Genomic DNA, 14,448 nt, shown 5'->3' on the forward strand with positions numbered 1-14,448 from the left:
AGTGCAAGCTAGCGTGTCAGTACGACCCGCCGCGAGGCGCTGAACGGTCCGGCCTCCATGCGGACGAGGTAGACGCCGCTCGGGAGGCGCGCCCCGTCGAGGCGGACCGTGTGCCGGCCGGCGGGCATCGCCCCGTCGGCGAGCACGGCGATGCGGCGGCCGAGGAGGTCGAAGAGCGTCAGCCGCACCGTGCCCGGCTCCGGGAGGGTGAACCGGACGGTCGTCGCGGTGCGGAAGGGGTTGGGGTAGGCCGCGTCGAGGGCGTAGGCGGTCGGCAGGCCGGGCGCGCCGTCCTCGGCGTCGACGGCGAAGAGGGTCCACGCCGGGTCGTCGCTGCCGAAGGCGTCGCTCGCGCCGAGCGTGCCGGGGTCGGCGTTGCCGGTGGCGTCGCTGACGGCCTGCCCGGCCCCTTCGTCGAAGCGCCAGTAGCCGACCAGGCCCTCGCTCGCCGGATCGACCGTCTCCTGGCTCGCGGCGATCTGCTCGGGCGTGCGGGCGACGTTCCAGACGCGCACCTCGTCGATCCCGCCGGGGAAGGTGCGCTCGGGGCTGTTCTCGGAACTTCCGACGCGGAGCGCGAAGTCGTTGGCCGTGATGCTGTGGCTGAGGCTCCGCGCGGCGACCTCTGCGCCGTCGACGTAGATCCGCATCGTCGCGCCGTCGTAGGTCGCGGCGACGTGTTGCCACACGTTGAGGGCGAGCGTCCCGTTCGGCGTCGTCAGCTCCTGCCACGAGCCGTTGCCGAGCAGCAGGTTGGCCCGCCCGTTGCCGCCGACGCGGAGCGCGTAGCCCTCGTCGTTCCCGGCCCCGCCGGCCTGCTCCTTGTTGAGGACGCTGCCCTGGAACGGCTGGTCGCGCCACGCGGTCGGGTTGATGCGGGCTTCGAGGGTGATCTGGGTGCCGGTCACGCTGAGGGCGGCGCCGCTGCCGAGGTCCACGAAGTCGTCCTCGCCGTCGAACAGGAGCGCGGCCCCGGCGCTCGCGCCCGTGCCGGTCGTGAAGCTCCACACCGGGCCTTCGGTCGTGCCCGCCGGGTTCACCTCGTCGGCGCGCCAGAAGTAGGTCGTCTCCGGGTCGAGCGGGCCGGGGTCGTAGAGCGGGTCGTCGGTCTCGGCAACTTGGGGCGGCGTGCTCGTGGTGCCGAAGTAGACGACATGGCTCACGGCTCCGCCGCCGGGCGTCCACGCGAGGCGGGTGTTGGTCGGTACGTTCGCCGCGCCGTCGGCCGGGTTGGGGGCCGAGGCGACGCCGGGCAGGTCGAAGCTGTTGACGGTGAGCGTTGCCGGTGCCGAGCGCGCGCCGGTCGGGCTGACAGCGACGACCTCGACCGGAATCTCGGCCTGCCCGTCGACGCGCCGCAGCGACGGGACGAAGTAGGCCGTCCCGGCAGCCCCGCCGATGAACTCCGGCTCGCCGCCCGGCAAGCGGCGGAGGACCTCGTAGTGGTGGACCGCGTCGGCGTCGGGCGAGGCCGTCCAGCGGAGCCGGAGCGTGATCTCGTCGGCCGTCTCGTCGACCCGGCGCTCGACGGTCACGCCCGAGGGCGGGGCCGGGGCCGGGTCCGCGTCGTAGACGGCCAGCTTGCCGACGTGGACCTCGAAGCCGCTCCCGGCCGAGGCGGGGACGACGAGGCTCAGCCCGGCGAGCGAGCGCCCGCCGAAGCCCGACAGGTCGAGCGTCTCCACGTTCCAGCCCGCCGATGCGGCCGGGCCGAGCGCGAGCGTCGCCACGCCCCCGAGGTCGTCGGCAAAGGTCAGTCCGGCGGCGAGGGCCACCGGTCCCGCGGCGTCCACGCGGTAGGCGACCTCGAGGGTGCTGCTGCCGGTCAGGTCGAGATCGGTCTGAAAGAGGCGGACCGTCTGCTCGGCCGCCACGTCGCCCGCGAGCCGGAGCGACGAGCCGCCCTGGTAGGCCGTGTCGAAGTCGTACCGGACCGTGACCGGCGTGCCCGCCGTCTCGACCCACCACCGCCACGTCGGGGCGAGGTCTTGGAGCGCGAGGTTGTTCCAGCCGTCGGCCTGCCACGCCGGGGCCGCGATGTCCTCGCCGCCCAGGAAATATCCCAGCCCCTGCCCGACGTTGAAGTGCGTCCCGAACGGGAGCGCGTCGATGCTCGTCGCGGCGGGGATGTAGTGCGCGATGCCCTTCCAGTTGCCGGCGTCCTCGCGGCTCGGGTCGCCGTCGGCCCCGACCCAGAGGGCGCGCTCGGCTTCGTAGAAGTTGTCGAGGTTCGGGACGAGGGTTTCGTCCGGGCGGAAGATGCCGAGCGAGGTCCGGTGGGCTTCGCCGTCGGGGAAGATGCGCGGCATCGAGGAGGCGATCCCGAGGCCGCGCGCGCCGTAGTCGACCCCGGCGAACAGTTCGTAGGGGTCGCGCCCGAGCGAGGTCGCGTAGGCGTTGCTCGAGGCCAGGTCGTTCGCCGTCCAGCCGAAGTCGAGGAACATGTAATCGGACACGCGGACCTCGCCCTGCTGGAAGAAGGCGTCGTTCTGCGCGTTGAGCTGCTCCTGCCAGAAGATCGACCCCGACTCGGTCATCGCGTCGTACCACTCGATCTGCAGGTCGGAGTTGTCCTGGAGGTAGATCATGAGGTCCTGCAGGTCGGTGGCGAGCGCTGCGTTGCCGCCGGCCGTCTCCTGGTTGATGAACCACCCGTCGAAGCCGTAGTACGCGGCGGCCTCGATCAGCTTGTCGGCGACGGGGAACGCGTCGCCGTCGCGCTGCACGAAGTCGCGGACCCACTGGATCTGCCCGCCGAAGACGGTAGGCGGGAAGAAGACCGTCCCGAGGACCGGGATGCCGTGGCGGTGCGCGGTGTCAGTGACGCCGGGGTTGGGCGCGAGGATCAGCCCCTCGCTCGCCGAGCCGCCCCAGAAGATGAGCACCTCCACGTAGGGCCAGTAGCTGAAGGCGTAGTAGCTCGCGTCGAGGCTCCCCTGCGAGGGGTTGCCGCTCGTCGGGGCGAAGACGGAGAGCGGGTTGATGCCGGCCTCACCGAGCCGGGCGTTGCCGTTCGCCTGGAGGCCGGGGACCGCGAAGCGCGAGGCCAGCGGGACCGCCGACCGGTTGTACGGCGCGTCGGGGTCCGTCTCCGGGCTCCAGTCGAGGATCGTGTTCGGGAACCACGCCGAGGCGAAGGGCTGGTCCGAGGGCACGCTCCGCGCGAGCGGCGGGGTGGCCGGGGTCATCTGGGCGTGGGCCGCCGGCAGCAGCGCGGCGAGGACGGCGAGGAGGAGCGTGAGGCGAGGCATCGGGGCAGGGGGATGAAGACCGGCGGAGGATACGAACACGCCCTGCCGGCCTCAAGCGCTGCTCTGGCTACCAGCCCGTGCGGAGGTCGGGCGGCGGGCGCGGCGGGACCGCCGCCGGGCGAACGGGGATCGGGGCGAGCAGCGCGGTGCGCCCCGTCGCGGCCGGGGCCTCGGTGTAGAGCGGCGCAGCCACCTCGGGCGTGCGCTGCGTGACGCGCGTCTCGGCGAAGTAGAACGCGAGGATGTCGCGGTATCCGTAGCCCTGCCGCGCCTGCTCGCGCGCGCCGTACTGGCTCATCCCGACCCCGTGCCCGAAGCCGCGCCCCTCGAACACGTAGCGGTCGCCCTCGCGCCGCGCCGAGAAGAACGCGCTCCGCAAGAGCCGCGACCCGAAGGCGTTGTTGAGGGTGATGCGGAAGTCGTTGGCCTGGACCGTCTGCGGGCGCGGCCCGAGCAGGCGCACCGAGCGCGCCCGCCCCTCGCGGCTGCGCTCGCCGATCTCGACCCCTGTCACCGACCCGCCGTAGCGCGCCGACAGCGTGCGGAGCAGCCGGGTCCGGTCCACGCTCGTCGTCCAGCGGTGGTTGGGCGAGGCGCGGTCGAAGGGGTCGGGCCGGCCGCGGAGGTAGGGGAGCGGGCGGCCGCTCCAGACGGCGTCGTTGTCGGCCGTGTGCCCGCCGGACGAGGACGAGTAGACGGCCTCGACGAGGCTCCCGCGCCAGGTCAGCACCTCGCCGCGCGTCGCCTCGGCCGCCCGCCGCGCCGTCGCCGTCTCGGTCCCGATCCCCCGGTAGACCTGCGAGCGGACGTCGTCCACGAGGTCGTAGGCCCCGTACTTGCCCTTCGACCGGAGCGCGTAGGTCCGGGCGAGGATGGCCTGCGCCTTGACGCCCTCGGCCTCCCGGAACGGATACTCCGACGCGACCACGCTTGCCACGTAGTCTTCGAGCCGCACCGCGTTGATGAGCCGGAGCGGAGCCCGCCCGCCGGAGCCGTCGGCTGAGGCCGAGAGGGTACCGTGGTAGGTCCGGTCCACCGACCCGGCGCGGAGCCGGAGGTGCGCCCCCCGGTGCGGCACGAACCGGACGCGCTCGGCCGCCTCGCGCTCGCCGAAGGCGCGGAGGGCGAGCGCCCCGCCCTCGGTCTCCACAACGGCCGCCTCGCCCGGCCGGAGGGTCCCGAGGAGGGCCGCCCCGACGCGGACCTGCACCGGCCCGCCGACCGCCCCGACGGTCGCCGAGCGCGGAGCCGTGCGTTCGAGCAGGCGCACGCGGACGACCTCGTCGGGCAGGTCGGCCGGGTACGCCTGAGCGCCGAGGGCGAGCAGCAGGAGAGCGAGAAGGCAGGGCATGGGCGGGCAGCGTGGGGACCGAAAGCTACGGCGCAGCCGGACCGCAGGTAAAGCGGTGACGAGGGACGCCACCGCGCCGGGTATCTTCCGCCTCCTCAAGCCTCAAAACCTGCCTATGCGCATCTCGTTGCTAGCCGGCGTCTGCCTCGTGCTCGCAGTCGCCTGCCCGGCTCAACCGACGTTCGACCGCCCTGCGCTTGGGCCGACGTTCTCGCTCACGATTCCGATCAACCGGGCGAGTGGGGCACCGCCGCTCTCGGCGCGCGCGTGGCTGGAGATGGGGGCCGTTGCGCTGACCGGCGCCGGGCACCTCGTATTCTCGGCCAACGACGCCTCGGGCGTTTTCATCCCGCTCGCTGCGGGCGGCTGGGCCGGCTACGTCGGGGTCCGGGCGGCGACGGAGCCGGGGTTCCTCGGCGCCCTCGGGCTGACCCGGCAGAACCTCGGCCCGGCGTTCCGCGACGCCTCGATTCTGGCGGGCGTGTCGCTGGCGGGAATGGCGGCGGTCGGCGCGGCACAGGGGACCCTGAATCTCGACGCCGATTTCCTGCCGCTGTTCGTGCTCTACCCGGCGTGGGGCGTCGTGCAGCAGACCCTCGTCCAGGGCTTCTTCACCCGCCACCTCGACCGGACGGGTCTCTCGCCGTGGATTATCGCGCCGGCCTCGGCGGTGGCGTTTGGCTCGGTTCACATCCCCAACTGGGAGCTGACGGCCGCGACGACGGCGCTCGGTGCGGCCTATGCGGCGCTCTATCTTCGGCACCGGAATCTCTGGCCGCTCGGGTTTTACCACGGCGTGCTCGGCGCGTTCTTCTACCGCTGGGTGCTCGACCGCAACCCGTGGCAAGAGCTCGTCGACGAGTTGTGAGCGCTGCTGGCAGGCTCGCGCTCACCAGCGGAGACCCCTGTGCGCCGTGAAGCGCAGCCAGCGTTCGCGGGCTTGGCACAGGGGTGTGCTTGTCGGTTCGGTGATACGGCGGGGCGGTGTTTTACGAAAGGAGAGAACCCCCCTCTTTTCCAACCCCGAACCGTCATGCGCACCGTCTACCTCGCACTTCTTTCCATGCTTGCACTCCCAGCGGCGGCCCAGTCGCCCGCGTTCTCCGTGGACACGAGCACCGTCGCCCTCTACACCTTCGACGGGGCCAACCCCGACACGACCTTCGACCTATCCGGCAACGACCTCCACGCCTTCAACGACGGCACCACCTCTGTACCCGGTCGCTACGGTAGCGCTCGCGAATTTGACGGCGTAGACGACCGGATCGACATGGATGCCGTTCGCGTAGCGCTCCAAGGCTCAAGTGCGTGGACGCTGGAATACATCGCCGCAGCGACGACGGACGTCTGGATCCCGGTCCTGCTCACGCACACCTGCGGCAACGGATGGTGGCTCTATGCCGGAGGGACGAGCGCCCGCTACGCGGCGAAAACCACGGCCTCCGGCGGTTGCAACTGGAGCCCCGACCAGACCCTCACGATCCCCGACATCGGCACGGACTGGCACTACTTCGCGCTCGCTTTCGGAGGCGGGCTGTTGAGCTTCTACATCGATGGTCACCCGGTGGAGAGTCTGCCGGCCTCAGGAGTCTTCCAGGGCGGCGGCGGGCAGCGGGCATGGATCGGGCACAGCGACTCTGGCGACGGGTTCTATTACTCCGGCTTGGCCGACGAGCTGCGCGTCTCGGACGTGGCACGGTCCGCAGGCGAGATCTGCATGACGGCGAACGATCTCGGCTGGCCGTGTGCCGTCACGGCGGATGAGCCGGGCGCGGAGCGTGAGGCGGGCACCCTCTATCCCGCCACCCCCAACCCGTTCGCCGACCGGACAACGCTGGCGTTCGCGCTGCCCGAGGCGGGCCGGGTGACGGTGGCGGTCTACGACGTGCTGGGCCGCGCGGTGGCGGTGCTGGCCGACGGCGAGCGAGCAGCAGGGCGCTACGAGGTGGCGCTCGACGGTCGAGGCCTGCCGAGCGGGGTCTACCTCGTGCGGATGACGGCGGAGGGTTTCGCCGAGACGCGCCGCGTCACGCTCCTGCGGTGAGCGTGCGGTCGGGTGCGGGGGAAGAGGCCGCTCCTCCGTGTCCCGGCTTCGCGCCAGGGTCTGCTCGTCGGTTCGGTGATACGACGGGACGGTGTTTTACGAAAGGAGAGAAACCCCCTCTTTTCCAACCCCGAACCGTCATGCGCACCGTCTACATTCTGCTCACGCTCCTTCTGCTCACCGCCGCCACGGCCGACGCCCAGACTCGCTACGAGTGGGCCGGCGGGGCTCAAGGCGACTGGACCGAGCCCACCAACTGGTCCCCCAACGGCGTCCCCGCCGCCACCGACATCGCCGTCGTGACCGCTGTCGTGGCCGGCAACCCCGTGACGGCGACCCTCACCGAAGCCACGACCGTCGCGGGGCTGGAGATCACCGGCAACAGCGCCGTCGGAGGCGACTTCGACCTGAGGATCACCGACCGCCTCCTCTGGTCGAGCCGCGGCGTCGACTCGGAGACGTTTCGCGGGACGGGGACGGTCACCCTCGCCACCGGCGCGACCGGCCACATGGCCGAAGGCCCGCCTCGCTTCCAGCTGAGCGCCGGGCGCACGCTCGTCAACGACGGCAGCATCTTGTGGGACGGCTCCGGGTTCTGGGCAGGCTCGGGCCGCCTCGTCAACAACGGCGAGCTACTCCTCGCGATGGGCGAGACGACCATCACCTTCTCCTTCATCGCCGACGCCATCACCAACAGCGCGACGGGCACGATCCGCCGGACGGCGGACGGCGAGGCGACCATCGTCTCGAGCCTCGTCAACGACGGCCTCGTCCGCATCGAGACCGGCTCGCTCAGCCTGAGCGGCATCGTCACCGGCGACGGGGCCCTCGAAGTGGCGGGGGCGGGGCTGCTGCGGATCACCCGGGCGGTATCTCAGCGCAGCGTCACCGGCACCGCCGTCACCATCTCCACGGGACAGCTGAGCGTGTCGGACACGTACGACGTTGCCACGACCCGTCTCGAAACAGAAGAAAGCTCTCTCACCCTCGATATCGACGCCACACTCCCCACGCTCGTAATCGAGGACGGGACGCTGGACGGTAGCGGCACGGTCACCGTCACCGACTCGCTGGCGTGGACCGACGGCCAGATGGGAGGCAGCGGCACGACCGTCCTCGGTCCCGCGTTTCTGCCTACCATCGGCGGCACCGCCGTCATCCGGCTCGCGGACACGCGCACGCTCCGCACCGAGGGGCCGGTGACCTGGACCGGCGACGCCGACCTCGCGGGGGGCTTCGACAATACGTTCGAGAACACGGGCACGCTCACCTCCTCGGGGCCGGGTACGCGGCTCCTCAGCTTCCTCCGCTTCCGCAACGTCGGCACGCTCGTCCACGACGGCGGCACGCTGCGGTTCAGCAACAGCCAGCCGGAGAACCTGGGGACGATCCGCATCGAGGACGGAACCGTCGAGACCATCGCGAACGTGACCGACATGGGCCGCACCGAGATCGCCGAGACGGGGCGGCTGGCGCACACCTCGGGGACCTACACGTTCACCGAGACGGCCGAGGTCGTCGGCACGGGCGCGGTGTCGTTCACCGCCCCCGTCGCTAACCGTGCGACGTGGCGGCCCGGCGGCGAGGCCCCCGGCACGCTCACGGTCGACTCCGACCTGCCCGCGCCCGAGCCGGAGGCGGTCTTCGACTTCGGGATCGGCGGCCCGACGCCCGGCACCGACTTCGACCAGATGCCCGTCACCGGCACCGCGAATCTCGGCGGCACGCTCCGCATCACCCTCACGGACGGCTTCGAACCCGAAGACGGCGACCGCTTCCTGCTTCTCCCCGCCGCCGCCGTCGAGGGCCGCTTCGACGCGCTCGACCTGCCCGACGGCCTGGAGGCGTTCGTCGACCGCACCGACGCCGGGGCCGAGCTGGTGATCGGCCAGCCCGTCTCCAGCGAGGACGAGGCGGGCGAGGCCCTCCCGACGGCGTTCGCCCTGGGGCGGGCCTACCCCAACCCCTTTGCCGAGCGGGCGACGCTGCGCCTCGACGTGCCGACGGCGAGCCGGGTGACGGTCGCGGTCTTCGACGTGCTCGGCCGCGCGGTGGCGGTGCTGGCCGACGGCGAGCGAGCGCCGGGGCGCTACGAGGTCGCGCTCGACGGCCGGGGCTTGCCGAGCGGGGTGTACGTGGTGCGGATGACGGCGGCGGGCTTCGCTGAGACGCGCCGCGTGACCCTCCTGCACTGAGCTCCAAAACCTCCTACCCGTACGCTTCTACCCTCTAGACTCCCGAACCCATGCGTGTACTTTCTTTTCTTCTCGTTCTCGTTCTGGCGACTCCGCTTCTTCGCGCCCAGCCCTTCCAGGGCCTCGGCGACCTGCCGGGCGGGATCTTCCAAAGCCAAGCCTTCGCCGTCTCGGCCGACGGCTCCGTCGTCGGCGGGAATAGCGTGAGCGGCGACTTCAACGAGGCGTTCCGGTGGACGGCGAGTGGCGGCATGGAGGGCATCGGCTGGCTGCCGGAATTCGAGGCGGGTAGCTCGGTGGTGGGCGCGTCGGCCGACGGGGATGTGCTCGTCGGTTGGAGCTATGCAGGCTTTTTTGACGGCTTCCGCTGGACCGCCGATGGCGGGATGCAGGACCTGTTCGGTTCCTCTGTCAGCAGCGCCGACGGGGTCTCGTCTGACGGGAGCGTTGTCGTCGGCTCCGTCCTATCAAACGACAATGTAGGCGAGGCCTTCCGCTGGACGGCGGGCGGCGTGACGTACCTCGGCACCCTGGGTGGCGAGTCCCCTTACTCCCAAGCCCACGGCGTCTCGGCCGACGGCACCGTCGTCGTCGGGGTCTCAACAAACGCCGACGAAAACATCGAGGCCTTCCGCTGGACGGCGAGCGGAGGCATGGTCGGGCTTGGGGTAGGTGATTTCCCGGACGGTGCCAACAGGAGCCAAGCGGTTGCCGTCTCGGCCGACGGCACCGTCGTCGTGGGGGGCACCGGGGTGTCCACCATCCAAGAAGCCTTCCGCTGGACAGCGAGCGAGGGAATCGTCGGGCTGGGCGATCTTCCAGGAGGAAACTTCTTCAGCATCGCGTATGCGGTGTCGGCCGACGGTACCGTCGTCGTTGGCTATGGCACCACCGGGTCAGGCTTCACTGGCCGCGAGGCCTTCATCTGGACGGAGGCGGACGGCATGCGCTTGCTGCAGACGGTGCTCGAAGAGCAGGACGTCGACCTCAGCGGCTGGACGCTCAGGGAGGCCACCGGCATCTCGGCCGATGGCACCGTCATCGTCGGCTACGGCGTCAACCCCAATGGAAACCTCGAGGCCTGGCGCGCCGACCTGAGCCCCACGGCGCGGTGGGTCGCGCCGGCCGCCGGCTTCTTCAACGAGCCTGCGCGGTGGTCCATCGAGGACATCCCGGACGAGAAGCACGCCCTCATCTTCGAGGCCTACGCCGCCTCGCCCTACACCGTCACCTTCGTCCAGAACCAGACGGCTCGCGCGCTGACGGTCGATTCCACCTCGGTCCGCTTCGACCTCGGCAGCGCCACGCTGAGGCTCGGTGAGACGACCGGGCGTCCCCTCCGCGTCGGCGTCGAGGCCGATAGCCCCAGCGCCCTCGCGCTGGAGGGGGGCACGCTGGCCGCCGAGACGGGGAGCATCGGCGTGGCCTCGGGCAGCGACGGCGTCCTGACGCTGGGGGCGTCCGGAGACGCGGCCTCCCTGAGCCTCGATGGGAGCCTTGGCGTGGGCGACGAAGGTCGGGGCCGCGTCGAGGTGTTGAATGGCAGCACCGTCACCATCCGGAATAGCTTGGGGATCGGCTTGTCCGACGGGAGCACCGGCACCCTCACGGTCGGCGACGCCGGACAGCTCCAGGTCACGGACAATCCCTCGGCCGCATGGATCGGGCTGGGGGGCACGGGCACTCTGGTGGTCAACGGCAGCGCCTCGTTCCTCGGAACGGTCGACGTCGGGCGCGGAGCCCTGAGCGACGGCACGTGGACGCTTTCGTCCGCCTCGGGCGAGGCGTCGGCCATCACCCACGACCTGCTGCAGGTCGGCGTCTCCGGTACCGGCGGCCTCGAGGTCCTGGACGGGGCCACCCTCGTCAGTACGCGGGTGGCGCTCGGGGTCAACCAGGGCAGCCTCGGTACGGCCCTCATCCGCGGGCCGGGAGCGCGGTGGGACGTCTCCGTCTCGACTCGGATCGGGGTGGACGGCGCGGCGCTCCTCCAGGTCCAGGACGGAGCTACGGTGTGCATCGAAACCGCCGGCTTTGACATCGGCGAGCAGGGGCGGGTCGAGACGGACGGTACGGTTCGGCTCACCGAGTCCGGCTGCTCGTTCGCCGCCACATCCGGGGGGAGCGCGCGGTCCGGCGGCGCCGTGCTCGCCGCCCCCGGCCTCACGCTCGCCGAAGGGGCTGAGCTGCAGGCCGACGCGGTGATCCTCGGCGAGGGCGGCGTCCTCGGCGGCAGCGGCACGCTCGCCCTGCCGATCACGAATGCGGGCACGCTCGCGCCCGGCGGCACCGACTCGACCGGCGTCTTCACGCTCTCGAACGACTACGTGCAGGCCGCCGAGGGAGCGCTCGCCATCGAGTTCGGCGGCACCACGGCCGGAAGCGGCTACGACCGACTCGCCGTGACGGGCGAGGCGGCGCTCGGCGGCACGCTGAGGCTGGTGCGCCTCGTCGGCTACACCCCGATGGTCGGGGAGGCGTACACGCTGCTGACGGCGGCCGCCCTCACCGGCACGTTCGACGCGGTCGAGGGCCCCCCCGATGTCGAGCTCGACGTGCGCTACACCGCGACGGCGGTGACGGCGACGGTGACGGCGGTGACGGTGTCGAATGAACCCGACGCGGCGCGCCCCGACGGCTTCGCCCTCCACGCCGCCTACCCCAACCCCTTCGACGCCGAAACGGTCGTGTCGTTCGACGTGCCGGAGGCGAGTCGGGTGACGGTGGCGGTCTTCGACGTGCTCGGGCGCGAGGCCGCGCGGCTCGTGGACGGCGAGGTCGCGGCGGGTCGCTACGAGGTGGCGCTCGACGGGCGGGACTTGCCGAGCGGGGTGTACGTGGTGCGGATGACGGCGGCGGGCTTCGCCCGGGCGCGCCGCGTGACCCTCCTGCACTGACCGTCATTGCGGGGTCTGAGCCAGCGTGCTTCGCTCAGGCCCCGCCCGCGGTGCGCCGCAGCGCCTCGGACACGGCGTCGAGCCGGGCCTGCGCGTCCTGCGTCGCTTCGGCGTCCGCCCCCCGACTGGCCGTGAGGACCTCGACGCTGAACCGGAGATGGCCCCCGGCCTCGTCGTAGCGCCCCTGCGCGGCGAGGGCCGCGCCGAGGTTGCGCCGGGCCACCGCCACCCGCCAGTGGCCGGCCCCGAGTTCGGCGCTGAGCCGGTCCATGGCCGGGCGGAGGAGGCGCTCCGCCTCTCGGGCCCGGCCGGCATCGGCGAGGCTGAGGCCGAGGCTGGAGGCGAAGATGAGCGTGTAGATGTGCTCCGCGCCGAGCGTCTCGAGCGCGGCCGCGTGGGCGGACGCGAGCCGGCCGGCGGCGGCCTCGTACGCCTCCACCTCGTGGAGCATCAGCCCGTAGTTGTGGACGGTGATCGCCACATTCGGGTGCAGCGGGCCCAGCCGGAGGCTGTCGGCGCGGATCACCCGCCGGTAGAGCGAGTCCGCGACGGCGTGCTGGTCCCACTCGTCGTAGAGGGTGGCGAGGTTGTTCAGGACGAGGCTCACGCTGGGGTGGTCCTTGCCGTACGCGCCCCGGTTGATGGCGAGGGCCTCGGCAAAAAGCGGCTCGGCCTCGGCGAGCCGGCCGCCGTACTGCAGCACCGACCCGAGACTGTTCAGGCTCGACGCGAGGTGCGGGTGGCGGTCCCCGCGAAGCGTGCGCAGGAGGTCGATAGACTCGCGGAGGAGGGCCTCGGCCTCGTCCAGGTCGTCGGACTCGAAGACGAGGACGGCGAGGCTGCCGAGGGTTTCGGCCAGCCGGGCGTCGGCGGTGCCCGGCCCGGCCCGGTACGCGGCGATGGCCTCGCGGAAGTGCGCGTCGGCCGCGCCCAGGTCGCCCTGCTTGTGCTGCGAGATGGCGAGGTCGTTGAGGGCCTGGGCGAGGGCCGGGTCGGCCTCGGCGTGGAGCCGCCGGCGCAGGGCCACCGCCTCCCGGTGCAGCGCCACGGCGCGGTCGGGCTCGCCCCGGTCGCGCGCGAGCCGGCCCCGCAGCTCCAGCGTGCTCACCACGTCGGCGTGGAGGCTGTCGGGGTAGCGGGCCTGCCGCAGTTCGAACGCTTCGGCCAGGAGGTGCCCGGCGCGGTCGTGCTCGGCCATGTTGAGGTAGACGTGCCCGAGCGCGTGGAGGAGGTGGGCGCGGACGTCGGGCGCGTAGCCGGAGGCGTCGCCGAGGCGCTCCTCGGCCCGGCCCAGCACCTCGTACACGTTCAGCGTGTCGCCCTGCGCCAGCATCGGGTCGGCCTCGCCGAGTAGTTCGGTCAGGAGGACGACGACCTCCTGCTTCTGGGCCAGCTCGCGCGCGGCCCGGTCGCGCTCGCGCGCCGTGGCCCGCTGCTGGAGCGAGACCGCGACGAGCGCGCCGACGAGCAGCGCGACGAACGCCGCCGCCGCCGCCACCCCGACCCGGTGCCGCCGCACGAACGAGCGCGCCCGGTAGGCCACGCTCTCCGGCCGCGCCTGCACCGGCAGGCCCCGGCGGTGGCGGCGCACGTCGTCGAGGAAGGCCTCGACGGACGGGTAGCGCCGGTCGGGGTCGTCGCGCAGCGCCTTGAGCGCGATCAGGTCGAGGTCGCCGCGCAGGCGGCGGCGCAGCCGGTCGGCTGTCGTACCGTGCGCCTCGGCTGCCGCGTCGGTCACGCGCTCGCTCGGGGGCGCGAGCCGGTCCCGCTCGGCGCGGTCGCCCGTCAGCAGCTCGAAGAGGAGCACCCCGAGGGCGTACACGTCGGTCGCGGTCGTGACGGGCTCCCCGCGTCGCTGCTCCGGCGCGGCGTAGGCCGGCGTCAGCAGGCGCAGCCCGGTCTGGGTTTGCAAGCCGTCGCCGTCCGTCTCCGGGTCGAGGAGCTTGGCGATCCCGAAGTCGAGCAGCTTGACCCGCGGCTCCCCGCGGTCGTTCTCGGCCGCGAGGACGTTCGACGGCTTGAGGTCGCGGTGGACGACGAGCCGGCGGTGGGCGTGCTGCACCGCCTCGCCGGTCTGCGCGAAGAGCGCGAGCCGGGCCTCGACCCCGAGCCGGGTGCGGTCGGCGTAGGCCGTCACCGGCTCGCCCTCGACGTACTCCATCACGAGGTACGGGCGGCCGTCCTCGGTCGCGCCGCCGTCGAGCAGGCGAGCGATGCCGGGGTGGTCGAGGCTGGCCAGCACCTGGCGCTCGCGGCGGAAGCGGGCGAGGACGTCGTCCGTGTCCAGCCCGCGCCGGACCACCTTGAGGGCGACGGTCTTATCGAAGGTGCCGTCGGCGCGCTCGGCGCGGTAGACGGTCCCCATCCCGCCGCGCCCGAGCACGCCGGAGATGCGGTAGGGGCCGAGCGCAGCGCCCGGCGCGAGGTCGCCCGCAGCCTCTGCTGCCGCGAGGGCGTTGCGCAGCCCCGGCAGCAGCGGCGCCGCGTAGTGCGTGGCCGACTCGCCGAGCGTGTCCTCGGCCGCCGCCGCCGCGTCGAGGAGGGCGACGACCTCGGCGTAGAGCGCCCGGTCGCCTCCGCAGCGGGCACGGAGGAAAGCCGTGCGCTCGTCGGGCGGCCGGTCCAGCGCCTCGGCGAGGAGAGCGTCGAGGCGCTGCCAGCGTTCGAGTGGAGGCAGGTTCATAGCAGCGGCGGTGTGTCTCTCCTTTCG

At 72.4% G+C, this 14,448-nt stretch carries 7 protein-coding genes; 4 read left to right on the plus strand and 3 right to left on the minus strand.

The window, feature by feature from the left end; genetic code table 11:
- Positions 1-8: 8 nt before the first annotated feature.
- Entirely contained in the window at positions 9-3,251 is a 3,243-nt protein-coding gene (locus AAGI91_00665) for a LamG-like jellyroll fold domain-containing protein (GenBank protein MEM1041117.1), read from the minus strand.
- 67 nt (positions 3,252-3,318) lie between these two features.
- Positions 3,319-4,602 carry a SpoIID/LytB domain-containing protein gene (locus AAGI91_00670; GenBank protein MEM1041118.1) on the minus strand — a complete coding sequence of 428 codons (1,284 nt, stop codon included), beginning with the start codon at positions 4,600-4,602 and terminating at the stop codon, positions 3,319-3,321.
- Between the two features lie 115 nt (positions 4,603-4,717).
- Here AAGI91_00670 and AAGI91_00675 point away from each other — a divergent pair, with 115 nt between their 5' ends.
- The 4 genes from AAGI91_00675 to AAGI91_00690 all read left to right on the plus strand — a co-directional run bounded on the left by AAGI91_00675 (position 4,718) and on the right by AAGI91_00690 (position 11,738).
- Complete coding sequence (locus tag AAGI91_00675) at positions 4,718-5,470, plus strand: CPBP family glutamic-type intramembrane protease (protein ID MEM1041119.1); 753 nt, start codon at positions 4,718-4,720, stop codon at positions 5,468-5,470.
- Positions 5,471-5,635: 165 nt separating this feature from the next.
- Positions 5,636-6,646, plus strand: coding sequence for a LamG-like jellyroll fold domain-containing protein (locus AAGI91_00680; GenBank protein MEM1041120.1), 1,011 nt, complete (start codon positions 5,636-5,638; stop codon positions 6,644-6,646).
- Positions 6,647-6,786: 140 nt separating this feature from the next.
- On the plus strand, positions 6,787-8,841 hold the full coding sequence (locus AAGI91_00685) for a T9SS type A sorting domain-containing protein (GenBank protein MEM1041121.1): 2,055 nt from the start codon (positions 6,787-6,789) through the stop codon (positions 8,839-8,841).
- A 50-nt stretch (positions 8,842-8,891) separates the two neighbouring features.
- Positions 8,892-11,738: a T9SS type A sorting domain-containing protein gene (locus AAGI91_00690; GenBank protein MEM1041122.1), complete on the plus strand. Its 2,847-nt coding sequence runs from the start codon at positions 8,892-8,894 to the stop codon at positions 11,736-11,738.
- 34 nt (positions 11,739-11,772) lie between these two features.
- Here the strand turns inward: AAGI91_00690 and AAGI91_00695 are convergent, their stop codons facing one another.
- The gene (locus AAGI91_00695; GenBank protein ID MEM1041123.1) at positions 11,773-14,421 is read right to left on the minus strand and encodes a serine/threonine-protein kinase; all 2,649 of its coding nucleotides are present in this window, start codon (positions 14,419-14,421) and stop codon (positions 11,773-11,775) included.
- Positions 14,422-14,448: the final 27 nt, after the last annotated feature.

It is taken from the genome of Bacteroidota bacterium (genome assembly GCA_038746285.1).
In the GTDB taxonomy this organism is placed as follows: domain Bacteria; phylum Bacteroidota; class Rhodothermia; order Rhodothermales; family JANQRZ01; genus JANQRZ01.